The sequence below is a fragment of the Stenotrophomonas sp. I18B00994 genome (assembly GCF_014145825.1).
Classification (GTDB): domain Bacteria; phylum Pseudomonadota; class Gammaproteobacteria; order Xanthomonadales; family Xanthomonadaceae; genus Stenotrophomonas; species Stenotrophomonas maltophilia.
In genome coordinates this window covers 87,265-107,536 of the sequence record NZ_JACIUW010000004.1, presented here as the reverse complement: position 1 = coordinate 107,536, position 20,272 = coordinate 87,265, and the positions used below count along the sequence as shown (strand labels likewise).

Here is a 20,272-nt window from a genome sequence, read left to right as displayed (position 1 = left end):
CCTTACTCCAGCCCGTCCAGCAGCTCGTCGACCTTTTCCAGGGTCAGACGCTCATGGTAGTGACCGTTGATGACCATCATCGGCGCGCCACCGCAGCCGGCCAGGCACTCTTCCTCGCGCTTGAGGTAGACGCGGCCGTCCGGGGTCGATTCACCGTGCTTGATGCCCAGCTTCTTCTCGCAATGGCGGACGATGTCCTCGGCGCCATTGAGCCAGCAGCTGATGTTGGTGCAGATGGCCACGTTGTTGCGGCCCACCTTCTCGGTCTCGAACATCGAGTAGAAGCTGGCGACCTCGTAGGCCCACACCGGCGGCAGGTCGAGGTACTTGGCCACGCCGGCGATCAGCTCGTCGGTCAGCCAGCCCTGGTTCTGCTCTTGGGCCGCATGCAGGCCCTGCAGCACGGCAGAGCGCTTGCGGTCCGGCGGGAACTTGGACAGCCAGTGATCGATGTGAGCGCGGGTCTTGTCGCTCAGCACCACCATCGGGTCGACGTCGCGCGCCGCCTCGAAATTACCTGTCGCCTTCATCGGCCGACCTCAGCGAAATGCATAACGTGAAATTCCAGAAACTGCGGCGCCGGCTTGCGCCGGCTGCCTGCAGCGGGCGTTGGCGTGGCGGACGGCATTACCGGTCAACCTCGCCGAACACCAGGTCGTAGGTACCGATCATCGCCACCACGTCGGCCAGCATGTGGCCGCGCACGACCGAATCGATCGAGGACAGGTGGGCGAAGCCCGGCGCACGCAGGTGCACGCGGAACGGCTTGTTGGCGCCATCGGAGACCAGGTAGCAGCCGAACTCGCCCTTCGGGGCTTCCACCGCCGAGTAGGTCTCGCCGGCCGGCACGCAGTAGCCTTCGCTGAACAGCTTGAAGTGGTGGATCAGCGCTTCCATGTCGTCCTTCATGTCCTCGCGCCTGGGCGGAGCGACCTTGAAGTTCTTGACCATGACCGGGCCGGGGTTGGCCTTCAGCCATGCCACGCATTGCTTGATGATGCGGTTGGACTCGCGCATTTCGGCAACGCGGACCAGGTAGCGGTCGTAGCAGTCGCCTTCCTTGCCCAGCGGGATGTCGAAATCGACGGCATCGTACTTGGCGTACGGGCGCTTCTTGCGCAGGTCCCAGGCGACGCCCGAGCCACGCAGCATCACGCCGGTCATGCCCCACTGGTGCGCCAGTTCCGGCGTCACCACGCCGATGCCGACGGTACGCTGCTTCCAGATACGGTTGTCGGTCAGCAGGGTTTCGTATTCGTCGATGCGCTTGGGGAACTCGACGGTGAAGTTCTCCAGGAAGTCCAGCAGCGAGCCCTCGCGCGAAGCATTGAGCTGCTTCAGCGCCTTGCCCTTGTGCCAGCGCGACTCCTTGTACTTTGGCATGTGGTCCGGCAGGTCGCGGTAGACACCGCCCGGACGGTAGTACGCCGCGTGCATGCGTGCGCCGGAGACTGCTTCATAGCAGTCCATCAGCTCTTCGCGCTCGCGGAAGGCGTACAGCATCACCGCCATCGCACCCAGGTCGAGCGCGTTGGAGCCCAGCCACATCAGGTGGTTGAGGATGCGGGTGATCTCGTCGTACATGGTGCGGATGTACTGCGCACGCTCCGGCGCCTCGATGCCCATCAGGGTCTCGATCGCGCGCACGTAGGCGTGCTCGTTGCACATCATCGACACGTAATCCAGGCGATCCATGTAACCGATCGACTGGTTGAACGGCTTGGACTCGGCCAGCTTTTCGGTACCACGGTGCAGCAGACCCACGTGCGGGTCGGCGCGCATGATGGTTTCGCCGTCCATTTCCAGGATCAGGCGCAACACACCGTGAGCGGCCGGATGCTGCGGGCCGAAGTTCATGGTGTAGTTGCGGATTTCCTGCCGGCTTTCAGCGGCGTTGCTGGCGAATGCTTCGCCGGCCTGGTGTACGTGGCTCACTTCACTGCCTCCTGCGCGCGCTCACCTTCTGCGGTCTGCAGACGGGCGTCGTCGCGGATCACGCGCGGCACGCCGACACGCGGCTCCACCGAGGTGACCGGTTCGTAGATCACGCGCTTCTTTTCTTCGTCGTAGCGGACTTCGACATTGCCGATCAGCGGGAAGTCCTTGCGGAACGGATGGCCGACGAAACCGTAGTCGGTCAGGATCCGGCGCAGGTCCGGGTGGCCTTCGAAGATCACGCCGTACAGGTCGAACGCTTCGCGCTCGAACCAGTTCAGGCCCGGCCAGATGCCGGTCAGCGAGGACACCACCGGCAGTGCTTCGTCAGGGGCGAAGCAGCGCAGGTGCATCATCAGGTTGTGCTGGTATGAGCGCAGCTGGGCGACCACGGCGAAACGCTGGGTCGGCATGTGCTGCGGGCGGGCACCGTCGGCACCGTTCTCCTCGGTGGGGAACTCACCCCACGCGAAACGGCCCTGGGCCTTGCCTTCGACGCCACGGCTGAAGCCCTGCGAGGACACGTCGGCGGTGTCCCATTCGTCGGAGCCATAACCCAGGTAATCGACGCCGCAGAGATCCACGGCCTGCTCGAAACCAAACTCGTCACGCAGCGCCAGGGCGGTGGCGTGCCACTCGGCGGCAGGCACTTCCAGCGTCACTTCGCCGCGGGGTTCGACCACGATGACCTTGGCACCAGCGAAACGTGCGGAGAGTCGGTCGATGAAGGATGCTTGCTCTGCCATGGGGGCTTGGCGCGCTCTTGTCAGGTGAAGGGGTCAGCGGGCGATGGTCTGTGTACGCCAGATCTTCTTCTGCAGCTGCAGGATCCCGTACACCAGCGCCTCGGCGGTCGGCGGGCAACCCGGGACGTAGACGTCCACCGGCACCACGCGATCACAGCCGCGCACGACAGAATAGGAGTAGTGGTAATAGCCGCCACCATTGGCGCAGCTACCCATCGAGATGACCCACTTCGGGTCCGGCATCTGGTCGTAGACCTTGCGCAGCGCCGGGGCCATCTTGTTGACCAGGGTACCGGCCACGATCATCACGTCGGACTGGCGCGGCGACGGGCGGAACACCACGCCGTAGCGGTCAAGGTCCAGGCGCGCGGCGCCGGCGTGCATCATCTCGACCGCGCAGCAGGCCAGACCGAAGGTCATCGGCCACATCGAGCCGGTGCGCGCCCAGTTCAGCAGTGCATCGACGCTGGTGGTGACGAAGCCCTTTTCCAGCAGCGGGTTGTCGCCTTCCGGCCGCAGGATGTCATCAACCCGGCCTTCCGGCGTGGGGTTGTTCATGAGGCCATCGAGAGTCTGAATCACTCCCATTCCAGCGCTCCCTTCTTCCAGACGTAAATGAAACCGAGGAACAGCATGCCGACGAACAGACCCATGGTGACGAGCGAACGCGCGCCCAGCTCCATGAAGACCTGGGTCCACGGCACGATGAAGATGATTTCCAGGTCGAAGACGATGAACTGGATCGCGATCAGGTAGTAGCGCACGTCGAACTTCATGCGCGCGTCTTCGAAGGCCTCGAAGCCGCACTCGTACGGCGACAGCTTTTCCAGATCGGGGCGGCGGGGACCGAGGAATCGACCAACCAGCATCAGCGTAATGCCGATACCGGTGGCAACGATCAGAAACAGCAGAGACGGCAAATATTCGGCCAGCACAGCGATTCTCTCTTGCCTCTGCCGCTGCGCCTGCAGGCGCTTTGGCATGGGGGAGTGGACGGGAATCTACCTGGCGCCTTGCGCGCCAGGTGAACCCGCTTTACTTACAAATGGTGCCCAAGAGGGGACTCGAACCCCTACGACCTAAGTCGCTACCACCTCAAGGTAGTGCGTCTACCAATTCCGCCACCTGGGCAAACGATCACATCAGACTATCTTCCCGATGCGCCGCGTATTGTAACCGGCTTCAGTGTTTCTGGGAGCCTTCCGAAGGCTTTTCTTCACCAGAAACCGAAGATTCCGCCTGAGCCGGCACATTCGCGGCCGGAACCGGGGCGGCCGGGACCGCATCAGCCTTCGGAACGGCCGGCAATTCGCCTGCCGGAGCCGCCGGAGCGACCGCCGCCGGAGCGGACATCAAGCCCAGATCCTGGTCGGCCGCCGGACGACTGCCATGACCGGCATACCAGGCCATGAAGAGGCTGATGCCGAAGAACACGACGGCCAGCCACTTGGTCGACTTGGACAGGAAGTTCGAGGCGCCACGCGCACCGAACACCGTACCCGAGGCGCCGGCACCAAAGCCCGAACCCGCCGCCGCACCCGAGCCACGCTGCATCAGGATCAGCGCGATCATGGCCACAGCGACCAGCACGTAGACGACATTGAGGATCAACATCAGCATTGGAAACCGCCCTCGGACAATACTTCTAGGATTAGTTCGCGGCCGCCGCCCTTGCGATGGCCAGGAAGTCCGCGGCCACCAGGGAGGCGCCGCCGACCAGCCCACCATCGACATCCGGCTGCGCGAACAGTTCCCCGGCATTGTCGGGCTTCACGCTACCGCCGTAAACAATGGGCAGTGAATCAGCGATTCTAGCATCGATACGCGCGACTTGGCCACGGATGAACGCGTGCACCTGCTGTGCCTGCTCCTTGGTGGCGGTACGGCCGGTACCGATGGCCCAGACCGGCTCATAGGCGACCACGGCCCGGGCGAAACCGGCCGCGCCGACCAGCTCCAGCACCGGTGCCAGCTGGCTGGCGATGACCGCTTCGGTCTGCCCGGCCTCGCGCTGTTCCAGGGTCTCGCCCACGCACAGCACCGGCACCAGGCCGGCGTGCTGGGCGGCGGCGAACTTGCGCGCGACCAGCTCGCTGCTCTCGTGGTGGTACTGGCGGCGCTCGGAATGGCCGACCAGGCCATAGCGGGCCCCGACCTCGACCAGCATGGCCGCGCAGACCTCGCCGGTGTAGGCGCCCTTCTCGTTGCTGCTCACGTCCTGCGCGCCAAAGGCCAGGCCGGTCTCGCCGAAGTCCTCGACCAGCTCCCCCAGGTACGGCAGCGGCGGCAGGATCACCACGTCCACCCCCTCCAGCGGCAGCCCGGCAGCCACCTGCCCCAGCAGTTCATTGGCGAATTGACGGCTGCCATGCAGCTTCCAGTTTCCGGCGACGATCTTGCGGCGCATGAGCGGGTGGCTCCTGTATGAAGTCAGCCGGTCATGATACCTGCTGCGGCAAAAATCCGTTTCCTTGTAAGCGGTTACATGGATTTTCAGCCAACGGCGCAGCCCCCCCGTGGCGGGGGGCGGGTTCGGTCGCGTATCACGGGTTGGATTGGTGAGCTTGGCCGGGCGGGTGGGGATGCCGGGGGTCGCCGTAAACCCGTCCCTGAGGGCTTGGCCGCGGCATCCATGCCGCGGACACCCCCGCCATCCCCACCCGCCCGGCCTCTGACACAGTCCGGCGGTTCCGCCCGCCACGGAAAGAAAAAAGAAGAGCAAGAGCAAAGGCAAAAGCTGCATTCCGGGTTGCTGCTGGCTGGACCAACCCCTACCCCACTTCGAACAGAGATATCTCATCCACGCATGGCGTGGATCTACCGCGTCGACCAAGGTCGACACCCACCGGGAATCGCGATTTACCCACCGTCACCGGGAAACTGTCGAAGGCGGGGAGGTGTGGGTTGGCAGGACCGTTGGCGCCATGGATGGCGCCATCGAGCCCCCAGGGGTGAGGGCGCTTTGCTTGCGAAGCACTGCTTCGCAAGCGCCCGAACGCACAGCCGCCAGCGGCTGGGCCGGTCTGGGGGTTCACGGCGTGTCCTGCCAACCCACACCGCCCCGCCCAACACGCAGAAACCCAGAGCCGCTTTGGCTTTGGACTTGCCGGCCAGCGGCCGGCACTACCGCGGGTGCAGGGTGCAACCCTGCAAAGACAAAGGCCGCCTTTCGGCGGCCTCACTTTTCTTTACTTCAGCTTGATCTCGCGCAGGCGCTCCTCGAGGAAGCCGTGGGCGGTGATCGGCTCCGGGTACCGGCTCGGATTCTCCGGGGTGATGCACGAGGGCAGCACGTCGATCAGGAAATCCGGGTTCGGGTGCAGGAAGAACGGCACCGAGTAACGCGGCTGGCGGGCCAGCTCGCCCGGGGGGTTGACCACGCGATGGATCGTCGACGGGTACACATGGTTGGTCAGGCGCTGCAGCATGTCGCCGATGTTGACCACGATGGTGTCCGCGTCCGAGGTGAACGGCACCCACTCGCCCTCATGCGACTGCACCTCCAGGCCCGCGGCGCTGGCGCCGACCAGCAGGGTGATGAAGTTGATGTCGCCATGCGCGCCGGCACGCACGTTCGGGATGTCGTCGGTGGTGATCGGCGGGTAGTGGATCGGGCGCAGGATCGAGTTGCCGAAGTTGGTCTTGTCGGCGAAGAAGTCTTCCGGCAGGCCGATGTGCAGGGCCAGCGCGGACAGCACGCGCGAACCCAGGTTGTCCAGCGCCTGGTACAGGCCGTAGCCGCGCTCACGGAAGCCCTCGACCTCGGTCGGCCACAGGTTCGGTGCCATCACGTCGCGGTACTTGGAATCGTCGGCGATTTCACGACCGATGTGCCAGAACTCCTTCAGGTCGAAGTGCTTGGAGCCCTTGGCGGTTTCCACGCCGAACGGGGTATAGCCGCGGGCGCCGCCGCTGCCGGCCACGTGGTACTTGCGCTTGACCTCTTCCGGCAGGGCGAAGAAGGCCTTGAAGGCATCGTAGGCCGCGTCGATGTCGGCCTGCGGAATGCCGTGGTTGCGGATGCCCGCGAATCCCCATTGGCGGTAGGCCGCGCCCAGCTCGGCCACGAAGGCCTCGCGGTCGCTGTCGAAACGGGTGATGTCGAGGGTGGGGATCTGGCTCACAGCAATTCCTGGCTTGTCAGTGGGTCTGGGGGGCCTGCGCATTCATGGCCCGCCTGAACATTGTGACAGATCACCCGGCGGACGCTACTCGATCCTCGGAAACAAATCGATACAATGCGCGACCTGCGCATAATTTAACGAATCCATCACGTTGGCAGCGCAAGCCCCGACCGCGCCTCCCCGACCCGACGCACCATGCCCGACGCCCCAGCCGCCATCGCCCTTCCCTCTGCGGGCCCTGCCCTTCGCTGGCGCCGGCTTGCGTGGTGGTCCCTGTTCGTCCTGGGCAATGCGCTGCTGGCGACGATGATCACCCTCGGCAACGTGCCGCTGTACGACAACCCGGGCGGCCACCAGGGCCTGGCCTATCTCGCGATTGCCCTGCCCGGGCACCTGCTCGCCTTCGGCGCGCTGGCCGGCGCGCTGCCACTGCTGCTGGGCCTGTGGCCGCGCAGCGCGCGCACGCTGAGCATCAGTGCGGTACTGCTGCAGGGCTTGTGGTTGTGCCTGCTGCTGGTCGACGCCAAGGTGTTCACTCTGTACCGCTTCCACCTCAATGCCATGGTCCTGAACATGGTGTTCGGCGGCGCCCTGCAGGACCAGGTTGCGTTGTCGTGGAAGACCTGGGTGCAGGTCGGCCTGCTGGTGGCGGCCATTTTCACCGCCGAGGGCATCCTGACCTGGGCGTGCTGGAAGCTGCTGCCGGCCGCGCCCCGCCGGCGCAGGGTGCTGCAGGCCTGGGCGGTGGTCGCCCTGCTGATGGCGAGCGGCCAGGTGGCCACCGCCTACTACGACGCACGCGGCGACCGTGACGTGATTGCCCAGTGGAACTACCTGCCCTGGGCCCAGCCGATCACCGCCAAGAGCTTCATGCGCAGGCTGGGCGTGGTCAGTGAACAGCAGGTCGGCCTGCCCGATCCTCGCCATGCGCAGCTGCTGTATCCGCTGCAGCCACTGCGCTGCCAGAGCCCACAGCGGCCCAATGTACTGATGGTCGTGCTGGAATCGCTGCGCCACGATGCGCTTACTCCGCAGATCATGCCGAACACCTCGGCACTGGCGGCCTCCGCTCGTGTCTACGACCGCCATTTCAGCACGGGCAACGCCACCCGCTATGGCCTGTTCGGCCTGCTCTACGGCCTGCCGGGCGGCTACTGGCAAAGCATGCTTGACGAACAGCGCGGCTCACAGCTGTTCAAGGTGCTGGGCCAGCAGGGGTACGACCTGCATCTGTACGGCAGCGCGCCGATGTACAGCCCGGAATTCGACCGCACTGCATTTGCGGACGTCCGCGACCAGCTGCACCAGGGCCCGCCCGGTCTGGGTTCGGAAGGCCGTGACAGCAGCATCGTGGCCTCGCTTCAGAAGGACATCCGTGCAAGCCAGGCAGCGCACACGCCGTGGTTCGGCTTCGTCTTCCTCGATTCCACCCATGCGCCCTACCACATGCCCGCAGGCTACCCGCCGCTGGCGACCCCGATGGTGCAGGAAATCGACTTCCTCAGGTTCGGTCCGGACCACGACCCGGCCCCGGAACTGAACCGTTACCGGACCGCCGTGCATTACGCCGACAGCCTCGTCGGCACCCTGCTGGACGATCTGCGCGCGCAGGGCCTGGATCAGAACACCATCGTCCTGGTCACCGGCGACCACGCCGAGGAGTTCAACGACCTGAAGCTGAACTACTGGGGCCACAACGGCAACTTCTCCGACTACCAGCTGCAGGTACCGTTCGTGCTGCACTGGCCCGGCCAGCCCAGCGGCCATGAGACACGCACCAGTTCACATGAGGACTGGGTGCCGACGTTGATGCGCCACGCCCTGGGCTGCGAGAACGCACTGAGCGACTTCAGCACCGGCCAGGATCTGCTGGCCGAACCCGCAGGCGAGCGCGCACTGGTGGTGGAAAGCTGGTCACAACGCGCCGTCCGCCATGGCGATGCCATCTACGTGTTCGACAAGTTCGGCAACGCCACCGCGCTCGACCGGCACTACCGCCCGCTGCCGCGCCAGGCACCGGATGCCGGCGCCGTCCGTACCGCATGGGAAGCGCTGACCCGCTTCCGCAACCGCTGACCACAGAGGATGGATTCCATGAAACGCTCGCTGCGGATCCTGCATACCGAAGCTGCCCGGGGAATGGGCGGCCAGGAGATCTACATCTTCCGCCACATGCAGGTGATGCGTGCGCGTGGGCACCAGGTGTCGCTGCTGTGCCAGCCCGATGCCCGCCTGGCCCAGCTCGCGCGCGACGATGGCTTCACCGTGCATACCCTGCGCATGGGCGGCCTGGCACGGCTGCTGCGCGGCATCTGGTCGGTGTCACGCCTGGTACGCCGCGAACGCTACGACGTGGTCAACACCACCAGCCGCCGCGACGCACTGATCGCCGCGGCCGGCGCACGCCTGGGCGGCACGCCACTGGTGGTGCGCTCGCGCCACCTGATGAGTCCGGTCAATTCGTTGCTGACCTATACCGGTCTTCCGCACCGGATCATCACCGTCAGCGATTTCGTCAAGCGGCTGCTGGTCGACCGCGGCATTGCCGCCGAGCACATCGGCATCGTGCCCCCCATGGCGACGCCACCGCGCTGGGGCATGACCGAGCAGGGCGATCCCTGGGAGAACCTGCAGGCCACCCGCGCACAGGTCCGCGCCGAACTCGGTTTCGCCGAGCGCGACATCGTGGTCGGCTGCGTGGCCGTGCTGCGCGAGCCCAAGGGCCATGCCGAGCTGCTGCGCGCCATGGCGCCACTATGCAAGACCAATCCCGACCTGCACCTGGCCGTGGTCGGCGACGGCGAGCCGGTCATGGGCCGCCTGCAGGCCCTGCGCAGCGAACTCGGGCTGGAGCGCCAGGTGCACCTGCTCGGCTTCCGCAGCGACGCACACCGGCTGATGGCCGGTTTCGACATCTTCGCCCTGGCCACCCACAAGGAAGCCTCGGGGACCGTGTTCCTCGAGGCGGCGCAGGCGGCACTGCCGATCGTCTCGCATCGCGTTGGCGGCGTGCCTGAAATGCTGGTGGAAGGCAGCAATGCCATCCTCACCCGGCTGGGTGATGACGCCGCCCTCACTGGTGCGTTGCGGCTGCTGGTGGATGATCAGGAACGTCGCCGGCAGATGGGCCGCGCCGGTTGGGACTGGATCCGCAGCGCCAAGCAGTTCAGCGCGGCAGGCCACGGAGAGGCCACTGAAAACTACTACCTCCAATGGTTGAAGGAGCTGGGTCATGGCTAACGCCAGAACCGTACCGGTGCTGATGCACCACCATGTCAGCAACTCGCCGGGAATGATCACCGTATCCCCGGAGAACTTCGAGAGCCAGATCGCCTGGCTCGCACGGACCGGCTGGACCTCGCTGACGCTGGACCAGTACGCCGGCTTTCTCGCCGGGAAGCCGGTGCCGCGCAAATCGATCGTGATCACGTTCGACGACGGCTACCTGGACAACTGGGTCTACGCCCATCCGATCCTGCAGAAATACGGCATGCATGCGGTGGTGTTCGTGGTCACCGGCTGGATGCACGAAGGTCCGATCCGCCCGCATGCAGGCATCGAAGGCGCCGAGCTGCCGGCCACGCCGGAACATCGCGCCTGCGAGGACCTGATCTACAAGCAGGGCCGCAGCGACGAAGTGATGATGCGCTGGAGCGAAGCGCGTGCGGCAATCGAAGCCGGCACGTTCGAGGTCCACTGCCATACCCACAGCCACACCCGTTGGCTCAAGCGCGATGACCTGGACCGTGCGCAGCGCCGCGAAGGCATCAGCGGCGACCTGGCCATGGCGAAGCAGACGCTGCTGGAGAAGCTCGGCGAAGTCTCCGATACGCTGTGCTGGCCCTATGGTGACTTCGACGATGACTACATCGAAGTGGCACGCGAACAGGGCTTCCGCTACCTGCACACCACCCATCCCTTCGGCCGCAACGTGATTGGCGGCGATCCGGAGCGGATCTATCGCTTCGCGATCCGCAACCGGCCGGCCAGCTGGCTGCGCAAGCGCATCGCATGGAGCTACAACCCGTTGATCGCGCCGATCTTCAACGGCTTCAAGGCGCGGCAGAAGAAGATGGTGCCTGGCCCGTAGGAGGCCACGTTCATCTTGATCGCGGCAACACCCGGTTTTCGAATGGACTCCAAGGAACAGTGAAGGCAATGAACGTACTGGTGACCGGCGGTGCTGGCTACATCGGCTCGCATGCATGCGTGGAGCTGCAGCAGCAGGGGCACGGCGTGGTCATCGTGGACTCGCTGTGCAACAGCGACGCCAGCGTGGTCGAGCGCATCGGACGGATCACCGGCACGGCACCGGTGTTCGTGCAGGCTGACATCCGGGACCGGCCGCGCATGGCCGCCTTGATGCAGGAGCACGCGATCGATGCCGTATTGCACTTCGCAGCGCTCAAGTCCGTGGGCGAGTCCCAGAAGATTCCACTGCAGTACTTCGACAGCAACATCAGCGGTTCGATTGCCCTGCTCGGTGCCATGCAGGATGCAGGCGTGCAGTTGCTGGTCTTCAGCTCTTCGGCAACGGTGTACGGCAACCAGGACCACTGCCCGGTGGCCGAGACCGCTTCAACCTGTGCGATGACGCCCTATGGGCGCACCAAGCTGGTGGTCGAGCAGCTGCTTGCCGACCTGGCAGCAACGGGCCAGGACCTGCATATCGCGACGCTGCGCTACTTCAACCCGGTCGGCGCCCACGCCAGCGCGCTGATCGGCGAGCTTCCGCATGGCACGCCGAGCAACCTGATGCCCTACATCGCGCAGGTCGCCGCCGGGCTGCTGCCGGAGGTCCAGGTCTTCGGGGACGACTATCCGACCCATGATGGTACCGGCGTGCGCGACTACATCCATGTGCAGGACGTCGCCAGCGCCCACGTGCTGGCCCTGCAGTTCCTTCGCGACCAGCGGCGCAGCATCACCCTCAACCTTGGCACCGGCCAGGGCCACAGCGTGCTGGAACTGATCCAGGCCTTCGAACTCACCACCGGCGTGCGGGTTCCGTTCCGCATCGTACCGCGGCGCGATGGCGACATCGCGGTCAGCTTCGCCGATGCCTCGCTGGCGCTGCGCGAGCTGGGCTGGAAGGCGCGTCACGATCTCACCGACATGTGCCGGGACACCTGGAAGTGGCAGCGGGCGATGTCACGCGCCGCACAAGGTGCAATGCCAGAGCACCTGCCCGCGCGCTGATGCGGGCAGGGCCCAGCGGTCGGAAACGCCCGTACACGACGCGTCACAAGGTGCGCAGCCGCAGCTGAACGCGATCGCGGGTCGCGCACGGTTGAGTCCCCCTCCCAGAAAAAAACATGGCCGCATACGCGGCCATGTCGGGTGCAACACGCGGGATTGCCACGCTGCTCAGGCAGCGGCTTCGCGCACCGCAGCGGACAAGCGATCGAGTGTCTCCTGCATCAGCGTGGCGTCATCGGCTTCGACGGTAACCCGCACCACCGGCTCGGTACCCGACGGGCGCAGGAACGCGCGACCGCGGCCGGCCACCGACTGCTGCGCGGCCGCCAGCGCGGCCTGCACACTGGCGGCCTGCACCGTGGCCTTGGCCGAGACATTGCCCAACCGCACGTTGACCGTTTTCTGCGGCACCCGCTCCAAACCCTTCAGCGCCTGGCGCAGGGTCTGGCCGCCGTTGCGCAGTGCCACCAGTACCTGCAGGGCACTGACAATACCGTCGCCGGTGGTCGCCCGGTCCAGGCACAGCAGGTGGCCTGAGGCCTCACCGCCAAGCACGCCCCCGCCTTCGACCAGCGCCTGGTGCACGTATCGATCACCAACGTTGCTGCGCACGAACGGGATCTGCAGATCGGCGAAAGCTTTCTCCACGCCGTAGTTGCTCATCAGCGTGCCGACCACCGGGCCGTGCAGGCGGCCTTCGTCCTTCCAGGCGCGGGCCAGGATGTACAGCAGGTCATCGCCGTCGACCGGGTTGCCCTGGTCGTCGGCCATCAGCACTCGGTCGCCATCACCATCGAAGGCGATGCCGAGATCGGCGCGGGTCTCGCGGACTTTGGCCGCCAGGTTGTCGATATGGGTGGAACCCACACCGGCGTTGATGTTGACGCCGTTGGGCTCGGCACCGATGCCGATCACCTCGGCGCCAAGTTCGCGGAACAGCAGCGGTGCGATCTGGTAGGTGGCACCGTGCGCGCAATCCAGCACCAGGCGCACGCCACGCAGGTCGAACGCGCGCGGCACGCTGGCCTTGCAGAACTCGATGTAGCGGCCGACCGCTTCGCGCGCGCGCGAAGCCTTGCCCAGCTTCTCCGATTCGGCGGTGGTGAACGGAACGTCCAGCGCCGCTTCCAGGGCCAGTTCGGTGGCGTCGTCGAGCTTCTCGCCCTGGGCGGAGAAGAACTTGATGCCGTTGTCGTAATGCGGGTTGTGCGAAGCGCTGATGACGATGCCGGCGTCCACGCCCAGCGTGCGGGTCAGGAACGCCACCGCCGGGGTCGGCATCGGCCCCAGCAGCTGTACGTCGGCGCCGGCAGCGACCAGGCCGGCCTCCAGCGCCGCTTCGAACATGTAGCCGGAAATGCGGGTGTCCTTGCCGATCACCACGATCGGCCGGCGCCCGTCCTGGCCGCGCTGGGCGACCAGGACACGGCCCAGGGCGTTGCCCAGGCGCAGCACGAAATCGGCCGAGATCACGCCTTGGCCGACCCGCCCACGGATGCCGTCAGTACCGAAGTACTTGCGGCCTCCCATCAAGCCATCTCCGGGGCCGGCTGACGGCCCAGCATTGCCAGCAGATCGGACAGGCGGTCGCGCATCTCGCGGCGGTCACAGATCTGGTCAATGGCACCATGTTCCAGCAGGAACTCCGAACGCTGGAAGCCTTCCGGCAGCTTCTCGCGCACGGTCTGCTCGATCACGCGCGGACCCGCAAAGCCGATCAGCGCCTGCGGCTCGGCGATGTTGATGTCGCCCAGCATCGCGAACGAGGCCGACACGCCACCGGTGGTCGGGTGGGTCAGCACCGAGATGTACGGCAGGCCCGCTTCACGCAGCTTGCCCAGTGCGGCCGAGGTCTTGGCCATCTGCATCAGCGAGAACAGGCCTTCCTGCATGCGCGCGCCGCCACTCTGCGAGAAGCACACGTAGGGGGCACCGATCTCGACTGCGGTTTCGGCGGCCAGCGCGAAACGCTCACCCACCACCGAGCCCATCGAGCCGCCCATGAAGGCGAAGTCGAACGACGAGGCCACCAGTGCACGGCCCTTGAGCAGACCGCGCATGGCGATCAGCGCGTCGTACTCACCCGTGTTCTTCTGCGCGATCTTGATGCGCTCGCTGTACTTCTTCTGGTCCTTGAACTTGAGCAGGTCGGTCGGCCCCAGGCGCGCACCGATCTCGGTAGTGCTGTCGGCGTCGAACAGGGCGGCCAGGCGCGCGCGCGCGCGAATCGCCATGTGGTGGCCGCACTTCGGGCAGACCTCCAGGTTCTCTTCCAGTTCCGGACGGTACAACGCGCTGCCGCAGTTGCTGCACTTTTCCCACAGGCCCTCGGGGACACTGCGCTTCTTGCTGGGGGTGTTGTCGGTGCGGATGCCGGACGGCATCAACTTGCTGAGCCAACTCATGCGGGAGGACACTTCCGTTCAGGGCGGCCCGAGGGCCGCAAAGGCGGACAGTCTAGCTCCGCTTTCCCTGCCCGTGCACCCCCTTGCCGGGCACGGAGCCGCCGGAAAAAACCATGCTGGGACGTACGTTTAGGTGCTGGGTCATGCCGGCCGCTGGCCGGCAGCCCCCTACGTGCAGACCCATGGGTAGTGCCGGCCGCTGGCCGTCAGCCCCTTACGTGCAGACCCATGGGTAGTGCCGGCCGCTGGCCGGCAGCACTGCATGTGGCCGTCAGGCAGATGCCGGCCAGCGGCCGGCACGACCGTTACGCGTCCAGCGCCTGCCGCAGCGGGGCCAGGAAGGCTCCAGCACGCTGCGCGGCCTCTTCAGCCGAGCCCGCTTCGGCCAGCACCGCCACCAATGCACTGCCGACCACCACGCCATCGGCCTGGCGCGCCATCGCCGCCGCACTGGCGGCGTCCTTGATGCCGAAGCCAGCAACCACCGGCACTGAAGCGCGCGCGCGCAGGGCCTGCAGGCGGGCACTGGCGGCATCGCTGTCCAGACGTTCGGACGCGCCGGTGACACCGGCAAAGCTGACGTAGTAGAGGTAGCCACGGGCCAGCGCCAGCAGCTTGTCGGCCCGCGCTTCGCTGGTGGTCGGCGACGCCAGCAGGACCAGTGCCAGGCCGGCTGCATCAAAGGCCTGCTGCGCTTCACCCGCTTCTTCCGGCGGCAGGTCGACCAGCAGTACGCCGTCCACGCCTGCGTCGACGGCGGCCTTGGCGAAGGCCGCGTAGCCATGGATCTCCACCGGGTTGAGGTAGCCCATCAGCACCACCGGGGTCTGCGCGTCGCGCTCGCGGAACTGCGCCACGGCCTGCAGGACGTAGCGGCTGCCAGCCCCCCGTGCCAGCGCGCGCTCGGAGCTGCGCTGGATGGTCGGGCCATCGGCCATGGGATCGGAGAACGGCACGCCCAGCTCGATCACATCGGCACCGGCCTCAACCAGCGCGTGTATGACCGGCACGGTGGCCTCCAGCGAGGGATCACCGGCAGTGATGAAGGGAATCAGCGCCTTGCGCTGCTGCTCGCGCAGGCGCTGGAAACAGGCATCGAGTCGGGATACAGGCATCTCAGGCACATCCTTCAATCAGTTCAATCGCATCGCTGGTTCCCCAGTACATCCGGGTGACCTTCCCTTCAAACAGTTCCAGGCGGATGCCCAGGTCCGAACCCGGGTCCTGCCAGGTGAGGTACTCGCCCTGGTCACCGTCGTAGGCATGCGGGCTGGATACCGGCGGCTTCGGGAACTGCGCCATGGCCTGGGCACGGGTCATGCCGATGCGCAGGCCGAATGGACCGGGCTGTTCAACCGGCAGCTCCGGGTCGTCGCCCGGCTTCAGATCAAATCGGACCACGCGGTCGTCGTCGGTCATCATCGACACGCCCGGCGGCAACCCCCTGCCGTCGTAGTACTCGCAGTCGCCTTCGAAGAACTCTTTCGCGCCCTGTGCCTTCCAGGGCCCCAGTGACTTCAGGTCCCCCATGTGCTGGCCAACCAGCACTTCGCCGGCATGGTCCAGTGCAACCGAGGCGACGGCGGGAGCGTTGTCGCCGTTGCTCTCTTCCGCAGACGGCGGATCGACGATCGGCGTACGCGCCATCGGGTCGAGGTCATCGTTGGCGGCCGGCTGCTGTGCGGGCTGCGCGGTGGCTTTGGCAGCCGGCGCAAGCACTGGCGGTTCCGGCGGCTGGCACGCGGCCAGGCCCAGCACCAGCAGAAGCACCCCGCTGTTCCGCAGCCGCGCGCTCACAGCACCAGCCCTTCGCGCGCAGCGATGGTGTGCACGTCCTTGTCGCCACGGCCGGATAGATTGCACAGCACGATCTGGTCACGCGGTCGCTCACGCGCCAGCTTGATCGCCTGCGCCAGCGCATGGCTGGATTCCAGTGCCGGCAGGATGCCCTCGGTATGCGCCAGCAGGTGGAAGGCCTGCAGCGCTTCCTCGTCGGTGATGCCCAGATAGCGTGCGCGACCGGTATCGGCCAGGAACGCGTGCTCCGGGCCGACGCCCGGATAGTCCAGGCCGGCTGATACCGAGTGGGTCTCGATGATCTGGCCGTCGTCGTCACACAGCACATAGGTGCGGTTGCCGTGCAGCACACCGGGGCGACCGGCAGCGATCGAAGCGGCGTGGCGGCCGGTGTTGATGCCGTCACCGGCGGCTTCGGCGCCGACGATCTCGACCTGGCGGTCGTTGAGGAAGGCATGGAACAGGCCGATCGCATTGCTGCCGCCGCCCACGCAGGCGGTGATCGCATCCGGCAGGCGGCCGTATTCGGCCAGCATCTGCTCACGCGCTTCGCGGCCGACGATGGCATTGAAGTCACGGACCATGCGCGGATACGGATCCGGGCCGGCCACGGTGCCGATGATGTAGAAGGTGTCCTGCACGTTGGTCACCCAGTCGCGCATCGCTTCGTTGAGTGCGTCCTTCAGGGTGGCCGAGCCGGAAGTGACCGGCACCACCGTCGCGCCCAGCAGCTTCATGCGGTAAACATTGATCTTCTGCCGCTCGATGTCGGTGGCGCCCATGTACACCACGCATTCCAGGCCCAGCCGCGCGGCAACCGTGGCACTGGCCACGCCATGCTGGCCGGCACCGGTCTCGGCAATGATGCGCTTCTTGCCCATCCGCGCGGCCAGCAAGGCCTGGCCGATGGTGTTGTTGATCTTGTGCGCGCCGGTGTGGTTCAGGTCCTCGCGCTTGAGCAGGATCTGCGCGCCACCGACGTGATCGCTCAGGCGCTGGGCGTGATAGATCGGGCTCGGCCGGCCCACGTAGTGCGCCAGGTCGCGGTCATAGGCCAGCTGGAATGCGGGATCCTGGCGCGCCTGGTCATAGGCCTGGGCCAGTTCCTGCAGCGGGCCGACCAGGGTTTCGGCAACGAAACTGCCGCCATAGCGGCCGAAGTGGCCCTGGGCATCCGGGAAGGCGTGATAGTCGGCAATGGGGGAGGCAGACATGGATACGACCGGTGGTTCAGACAGGTGGATACTCTAGCGCACGGGTCATGACCGGAAAATGGATATTATCTGGCGCATATCGTCAGGAAATCTCACATGAGCCGTTCCCTGCTGCCTCCCCTCAATGCGCTGCGCGCGTTCGAAGCGACGGCCCGCCTTGGCGGCGTTGGGCGCGCCGCGCAGGACCTGCACGTCACCCACGGCGCGGTCAGCCGGCAGTTGAAGCTGCTGGAGGATCACCTTGGCCTGGCGTTGTTCCAGCGGGCCGGCCGTGGCCTGCGCCTGACCGCTGCGGGCACGCGGCTGCAGGCAGCATGCAGCGAGGCCTTCAGCGGCATCGAAGACTGCGTGCGCGAACTGCGGCGGCCGGCAGCAGCCCCGGCGCTGGTACTGGGCTGCAGTGGCAGCGTGCTGGCGCGATGGATGATTCCACGACTGCCAGCATTGCAGGCTGCCCTGCCCGGCGTGCGCCTGCAGTGGTCGGCACTGGATGGCAGTTTCACCGAAGCGCAGGCGGCGCTGGACGCCGTGCTGCTGCTGGCGCAGGGCCCGTGGCCACGAGGTTGGCAGGTACGCGAGCTGGCGCCGGAACGGGTCGGCGTGGTGGTGGCGCCATCGCATCCGGCCGCGCAGCGCCTGCGGCATGCACCGCCGTCGGCGCTGTTGCAGGAGACGCTGCTGCACACCAGCTCACGGCCGCAGGCATGGCCGGCATGGGCACAGGCGCACGATCTGGACGTGTCGAAGCTGCAGCTGGGCACCGCCTTCGAGCACCTGTACTACCTGCTGGAAGCCGCGGTAGCCGGGCTGGGCCCGGCGATCGCACCGGAGCCGCTGGTGGCCGAAGACCTGGCCGCAGGCCGGCTGGTCGCACCGTGGGGATTTACCGCCACCGGCGGCTTCTGGGTGCTGGCGCGGCCGGATGGCCAGGCCGACGCACGCGTCGACGCCCTGGCGGGCTGGGTCGCTGGCCAGCTCAGGTAACGTGACGCCGCAGCCTCCCGGTCCTACTCCAGCACGGTGCAGTCGGCGCGGCGCACTTCCTCGACGAAGGTGCGCATCCTGTAGCCGTCCTTGATGCCCGGCTCCAGTTCGATGCCGCTGGACACGTCCACGCCCCAGGGAAGCGTGGCCAGCACAGCGTCGTAGACGTTTTCCGGGTTCAGGCCACCGGCCAGCAGGAACGGCCGGTGCAGGCCGGTCGGGATACGGCCCCAGTCGAAGGCCACGCCGGTACCGCCACCGCCACCCGGCGCATGGCTGTCGAACAGGAACCCCGCCGCGCTGGGGTAACGTAGCTGCAACGTCCGCGCATTGACCTCTTCCCGGCCCCCCATGGCAATCGCCTTCAGGTAGGGCATGTTGAAGCTGCGGCAGAAGCTCTCGTCTTCCTCGCCGTGGAACTGCAGCAGGGTTGGCCGCACCGTGCGCAGCACCTCGCGCACCTCTTCCTTGCTGTTGTTGCGGAACAGGGCCACCACATCGACCATCGGCGCGATCGCCTGGCGCATCGCGCGTGCTTCGGCAGGCGCAACCCGGCGGCTGCTCTCGCGGGCAAAGATGAAACCCACTGCGTCCACGCCCAGCTCACCGGCCAGGCGGACATCGCCGGCACGGGTCATGCCACAGAACTTGATGCGCGTGCGGTAGTAGGAGCGGCTCATAGCGTGACCTCGGCGGGCAGATGCCAGTTGTCGGGGTACAGGGGCCCAAGGAACACCAGGCCCTGCGGCGGTGCGGTGGGACCGGCTACGGTGCGATCGCGCCCGGCCAGCAGTTCGGCGATCCATTCCACCGGTTTTTCACCGCTGCCCACCAGGATCAACGAACCGACGATATTGCGGACCATGTGATGAAGGAATGCATTGCCCTGCACGGCCACTTCAATCACTTCGCCCTGGCGGCTGACCTGCAGTGATTGCAGCTCACGCCGCGCATGCAGCGCCTGGCACTGCACGGAGCGGAACGCGCTGAAGTCATTTTCGCCGATCAGGGCCTGGCCGGCGGCGTGCATCAGCGTCTCGTCCAGCGCCCGGCGCTCCCAGCTGAGGGTCTGCCGGTCCAGCGCCGGCCGCACCTCGCGGTTGAGCAGGCGATAGCGGTAGCGACGCGCGCGTGCCGAGAAGCGGGCGTGGAAATCGTCGGCCACCGGCACGCACCAGCGCACCGCGATCGAGCGCGGCAGGCGGGTGGTGGTGCCCAGCATCCAGGCGCGCGGATCGCGCACCACGTCGGTATCGAAATGGACGACCTGGCACTGGCCATGCACGCCGGCATCGGTGCGGCCGGCGCAGACCACCTGCAGCGGCGTATCAGCCACCGACGACAGGGCCTGCTCAAGGCTGGCCTGCACGCTGGGACCGCCCTCGCCCAGGTTCTGCCAGCCCATGAAATCGCTGCCGTCGTATTCGACGCCAAGCGCGTAACGCATGTGCTACCTCGATATTGCGTATGGGGCGGCGCTCAGGCCGGATCGCGTTCGGACCAGACCGCCAGTTCGTTGCCACCGGGCTCGACGAACTGGAAGCGGCTGCCACCGGGGAAGGAAAACACCGGGCGCACGATCTCGCCGCCGGCGTCGCGCACGGCGGCCTCGACCGGTGCCAGTGCGTCGGCATACAGCACCAGCAGCGGTGCGCCGCTGTCGCTGGCCCGCTGCGGCTGGCCGCGGAAGAAGCCGCCCTGCAGGCGGCCATCGTCGAACGCCGTATAGTCGCTGCCGTAATCGACGAACGACCAGCCGAACACCTTCTCGAAGAAGGCGCGGCTTGCGGCCGGGTCGCTGGAAGCGAATTCAACGTAGTCGATGCGACGCTCGCGGCTCATGGCAGGATCCTTGTCGGCAGGTTCGG

21 protein-coding genes and 1 tRNA gene are annotated in these 20,272 nt (G+C 66.5%); 5 read left to right on the top strand and 17 right to left on the bottom strand.

Translation table 11 applies throughout. The features are described 5' to 3' along the window. Nucleotides 1–2: 2 nt before the first annotated feature. From nuoE to H4O10_RS05760, 9 genes are all read right to left on the bottom strand, one after another. A complete protein-coding gene (gene nuoE, locus H4O10_RS05800; RefSeq protein ID WP_005410460.1) occupies nt 3–530 on the bottom strand; it encodes an NADH-quinone oxidoreductase subunit NuoE in 528 nt (175 codons plus the stop codon). Between the two features lie 97 nt (nt 531–627). Next, on the bottom strand, nt 628–1,935 hold the full coding sequence (locus H4O10_RS05795) for an NADH-quinone oxidoreductase subunit D (RefSeq protein ID WP_033835604.1): 1,308 nt from the start codon (nt 1,933–1,935) through the stop codon (nt 628–630). Continuing rightward, entirely contained in the window at nt 1,932–2,681 is a 750-nt protein-coding gene (locus tag H4O10_RS05790; RefSeq protein ID WP_005410462.1) for an NADH-quinone oxidoreductase subunit C, read from the bottom strand. Before H4O10_RS05790 ends, H4O10_RS05795 begins: the two co-directional genes overlap by 4 nt. Nucleotides 2,682–2,714: 33 nt before the next feature. Continuing rightward, entirely contained in the window at nt 2,715–3,269 is a 555-nt protein-coding gene (locus H4O10_RS05785; RefSeq protein ID WP_005410463.1) for an NADH-quinone oxidoreductase subunit B, read from the bottom strand. Further along, nucleotides 3,260–3,616 carry an NADH-quinone oxidoreductase subunit A gene (locus H4O10_RS05780; RefSeq protein ID WP_005414075.1) on the bottom strand — a complete coding sequence of 119 codons (357 nt, stop codon included), beginning with the start codon at nt 3,614–3,616 and terminating at the stop codon, nt 3,260–3,262. The genes H4O10_RS05785 and H4O10_RS05780 overlap by 10 nt, the downstream gene beginning before the upstream one ends. 111 nt (nt 3,617–3,727) lie before the next feature. Further along, nucleotides 3,728–3,812, bottom strand: a tRNA-Leu gene (locus tag H4O10_RS05775). Nucleotides 3,813–3,863: 51 nt separating this feature from the next. After that, the gene (secG, locus tag H4O10_RS05770) at nt 3,864–4,301 is read right to left on the bottom strand and encodes a preprotein translocase subunit SecG (protein ID WP_005410465.1); all 438 of its coding nucleotides are present in this window, start codon (nt 4,299–4,301) and stop codon (nt 3,864–3,866) included. Between the two features lie 31 nt (nt 4,302–4,332). Next, nucleotides 4,333–5,088, bottom strand: a complete 756-nt coding sequence (gene tpiA / locus H4O10_RS05765; protein ID WP_033835605.1) for a triose-phosphate isomerase — start codon at nt 5,086–5,088, stop codon at nt 4,333–4,335. A 781-nt stretch (nt 5,089–5,869) separates the two neighbouring features. Further along, nucleotides 5,870–6,847, bottom strand: a complete 978-nt coding sequence (locus tag H4O10_RS05760; protein WP_088470650.1) for a 2-oxoglutarate and iron-dependent oxygenase domain-containing protein — start codon at nt 6,845–6,847, stop codon at nt 5,870–5,872. A gap of 153 nt (nt 6,848–7,000) precedes the next feature. Between H4O10_RS05760 and H4O10_RS05755 the strand changes: the two genes are divergently transcribed. The 4 genes from H4O10_RS05755 (at nt 7,001) to galE (ending at nt 12,004) form a co-directional block, all read left to right on the top strand. Next, nucleotides 7,001–8,881: a sulfatase-like hydrolase/transferase gene (locus H4O10_RS05755; protein ID WP_111118770.1), complete on the top strand. Its 1,881-nt coding sequence runs from the start codon at nt 7,001–7,003 to the stop codon at nt 8,879–8,881. Between the two features lie 18 nt (nt 8,882–8,899). After that, nucleotides 8,900–10,045 carry a glycosyltransferase family 4 protein gene (locus tag H4O10_RS05750; RefSeq protein ID WP_005410469.1) on the top strand — a complete coding sequence of 382 codons (1,146 nt, stop codon included), beginning with the start codon at nt 8,900–8,902 and terminating at the stop codon, nt 10,043–10,045. Further along, nucleotides 10,038–10,895: a polysaccharide deacetylase family protein gene (locus H4O10_RS05745; protein ID WP_005410470.1), complete on the top strand. Its 858-nt coding sequence runs from the start codon at nt 10,038–10,040 to the stop codon at nt 10,893–10,895. The genes H4O10_RS05750 and H4O10_RS05745 overlap by 8 nt, the downstream gene beginning before the upstream one ends. A gap of 68 nt (nt 10,896–10,963) precedes the next feature. After that, nucleotides 10,964–12,004, top strand: coding sequence for a UDP-glucose 4-epimerase GalE (gene galE / locus H4O10_RS05740; RefSeq protein WP_033834842.1), 1,041 nt, complete (start codon nt 10,964–10,966; stop codon nt 12,002–12,004). 168 nt (nt 12,005–12,172) lie between these two features. Here galE and glmM read toward each other — a convergent pair whose 3' ends face one another. The 5 genes from glmM to trpB form a co-directional block, all read right to left on the bottom strand. Continuing rightward, entirely contained in the window at nt 12,173–13,534 is a 1,362-nt protein-coding gene (gene glmM, locus H4O10_RS05735; protein WP_049432023.1) for a phosphoglucosamine mutase, read from the bottom strand. Then, nucleotides 13,534–14,409 carry an acetyl-CoA carboxylase, carboxyltransferase subunit beta gene (gene accD, locus H4O10_RS05730; RefSeq protein ID WP_033834844.1) on the bottom strand — a complete coding sequence of 292 codons (876 nt, stop codon included), beginning with the start codon at nt 14,407–14,409 and terminating at the stop codon, nt 13,534–13,536. The genes glmM and accD overlap by 1 nt, the downstream gene beginning before the upstream one ends. Before the next feature lie 305 nt (nt 14,410–14,714). Next, nucleotides 14,715–15,524, bottom strand: coding sequence for a tryptophan synthase subunit alpha (gene trpA / locus H4O10_RS05725; RefSeq protein WP_049454559.1), 810 nt, complete (start codon nt 15,522–15,524; stop codon nt 14,715–14,717). A 1-nt stretch (nt 15,525) separates the two neighbouring features. Further along, on the bottom strand, nt 15,526–16,206 hold the full coding sequence (locus H4O10_RS05720; RefSeq protein WP_033834846.1) for a hypothetical protein: 681 nt from the start codon (nt 16,204–16,206) through the stop codon (nt 15,526–15,528). Then, on the bottom strand, nt 16,203–17,420 hold the full coding sequence (trpB, locus tag H4O10_RS05715; protein WP_005410476.1) for a tryptophan synthase subunit beta: 1,218 nt from the start codon (nt 17,418–17,420) through the stop codon (nt 16,203–16,205). Before trpB ends, H4O10_RS05720 begins: the two co-directional genes overlap by 4 nt. A gap of 96 nt (nt 17,421–17,516) precedes the next feature. Here trpB and H4O10_RS05710 point away from each other — a divergent pair, with 96 nt between their 5' ends. Continuing rightward, entirely contained in the window at nt 17,517–18,404 is an 888-nt protein-coding gene (locus tag H4O10_RS05710) for a LysR family transcriptional regulator (RefSeq protein WP_033834847.1), read from the top strand. A 23-nt stretch (nt 18,405–18,427) separates the two neighbouring features. On the opposite strand, the gene H4O10_RS05705 is transcribed toward H4O10_RS05710, so the two are convergent. The 3 genes from H4O10_RS05705 to H4O10_RS05695 are packed head-to-tail and all read right to left on the bottom strand — an operon-like array spanning nt 18,428 to nt 20,246. Further along, entirely contained in the window at nt 18,428–19,084 is a 657-nt protein-coding gene (locus H4O10_RS05705; protein WP_005410480.1) for a phosphoribosylanthranilate isomerase, read from the bottom strand. Then, complete coding sequence (truA, locus tag H4O10_RS05700; RefSeq protein ID WP_049454554.1) at nt 19,081–19,851, bottom strand: tRNA pseudouridine(38-40) synthase TruA; 771 nt, start codon at nt 19,849–19,851, stop codon at nt 19,081–19,083. The genes H4O10_RS05705 and truA overlap by 4 nt, the downstream gene beginning before the upstream one ends. A 32-nt stretch (nt 19,852–19,883) precedes the next feature. Next, nucleotides 19,884–20,246, bottom strand: coding sequence for a VOC family protein (locus H4O10_RS05695; RefSeq protein WP_005410482.1), 363 nt, complete (start codon nt 20,244–20,246; stop codon nt 19,884–19,886). Nucleotides 20,247–20,272 lie beyond the last annotated feature (26 nt).

Bases quoted from the DNA above. Each gene is read 5' to 3' on its own strand.
- nuoE (WP_005410460.1), bottom strand. From the start codon at position 530: ATGAAGGCGACAGGTAATTTCGAGGCGGCGCGCGACGTCGACCCGATG.
- H4O10_RS05790 (WP_005410462.1), bottom strand. From the start codon at position 2,681: ATGGCAGAGCAAGCATCCTTCATCGACCGACTCTCCGCACGTTTCGCT.
- H4O10_RS05785 (WP_005410463.1), bottom strand. From the start codon at position 3,269: ATGGGAGTGATTCAGACTCTCGATGGCCTCATGAACAACCCCACGCCG.
- secG (WP_005410465.1), bottom strand. From the start codon at position 4,301: ATGCTGATGTTGATCCTCAATGTCGTCTACGTGCTGGTCGCTGTGGCC.
- tpiA (WP_033835605.1), bottom strand. From the start codon at position 5,088: ATGCGCCGCAAGATCGTCGCCGGAAACTGGAAGCTGCATGGCAGCCGT.
- H4O10_RS05760 (WP_088470650.1), bottom strand. From the start codon at position 6,847: ATGCGCAGGCCCCCCAGACCCACTGACAAGCCAGGAATTGCTGTGAGC.
- H4O10_RS05755 (WP_111118770.1), top strand. From the start codon at position 7,001: ATGCCCGACGCCCCAGCCGCCATCGCCCTTCCCTCTGCGGGCCCTGCC.
- H4O10_RS05750 (WP_005410469.1), top strand. From the start codon at position 8,900: ATGAAACGCTCGCTGCGGATCCTGCATACCGAAGCTGCCCGGGGAATG.
- H4O10_RS05745 (WP_005410470.1), top strand. From the start codon at position 10,038: ATGGCTAACGCCAGAACCGTACCGGTGCTGATGCACCACCATGTCAGC.
- galE (WP_033834842.1), top strand. From the start codon at position 10,964: ATGAACGTACTGGTGACCGGCGGTGCTGGCTACATCGGCTCGCATGCA.
- glmM (WP_049432023.1), bottom strand. From the start codon at position 13,534: ATGGGAGGCCGCAAGTACTTCGGTACTGACGGCATCCGTGGGCGGGTC.
- accD (WP_033834844.1), bottom strand. From the start codon at position 14,409: ATGAGTTGGCTCAGCAAGTTGATGCCGTCCGGCATCCGCACCGACAAC.
- trpA (WP_049454559.1), bottom strand. From the start codon at position 15,524: ATGCCTGTATCCCGACTCGATGCCTGTTTCCAGCGCCTGCGCGAGCAG.
- trpB (WP_005410476.1), bottom strand. From the start codon at position 17,420: ATGTCTGCCTCCCCCATTGCCGACTATCACGCCTTCCCGGATGCCCAG.
- H4O10_RS05710 (WP_033834847.1), top strand. From the start codon at position 17,517: ATGAGCCGTTCCCTGCTGCCTCCCCTCAATGCGCTGCGCGCGTTCGAA.
- H4O10_RS05705 (WP_005410480.1), bottom strand. From the start codon at position 19,084: ATGAGCCGCTCCTACTACCGCACGCGCATCAAGTTCTGTGGCATGACC.
- truA (WP_049454554.1), bottom strand. From the start codon at position 19,851: ATGCGTTACGCGCTTGGCGTCGAATACGACGGCAGCGATTTCATGGGC.
- H4O10_RS05695 (WP_005410482.1), bottom strand. From the start codon at position 20,246: ATGAGCCGCGAGCGTCGCATCGACTACGTTGAATTCGCTTCCAGCGAC.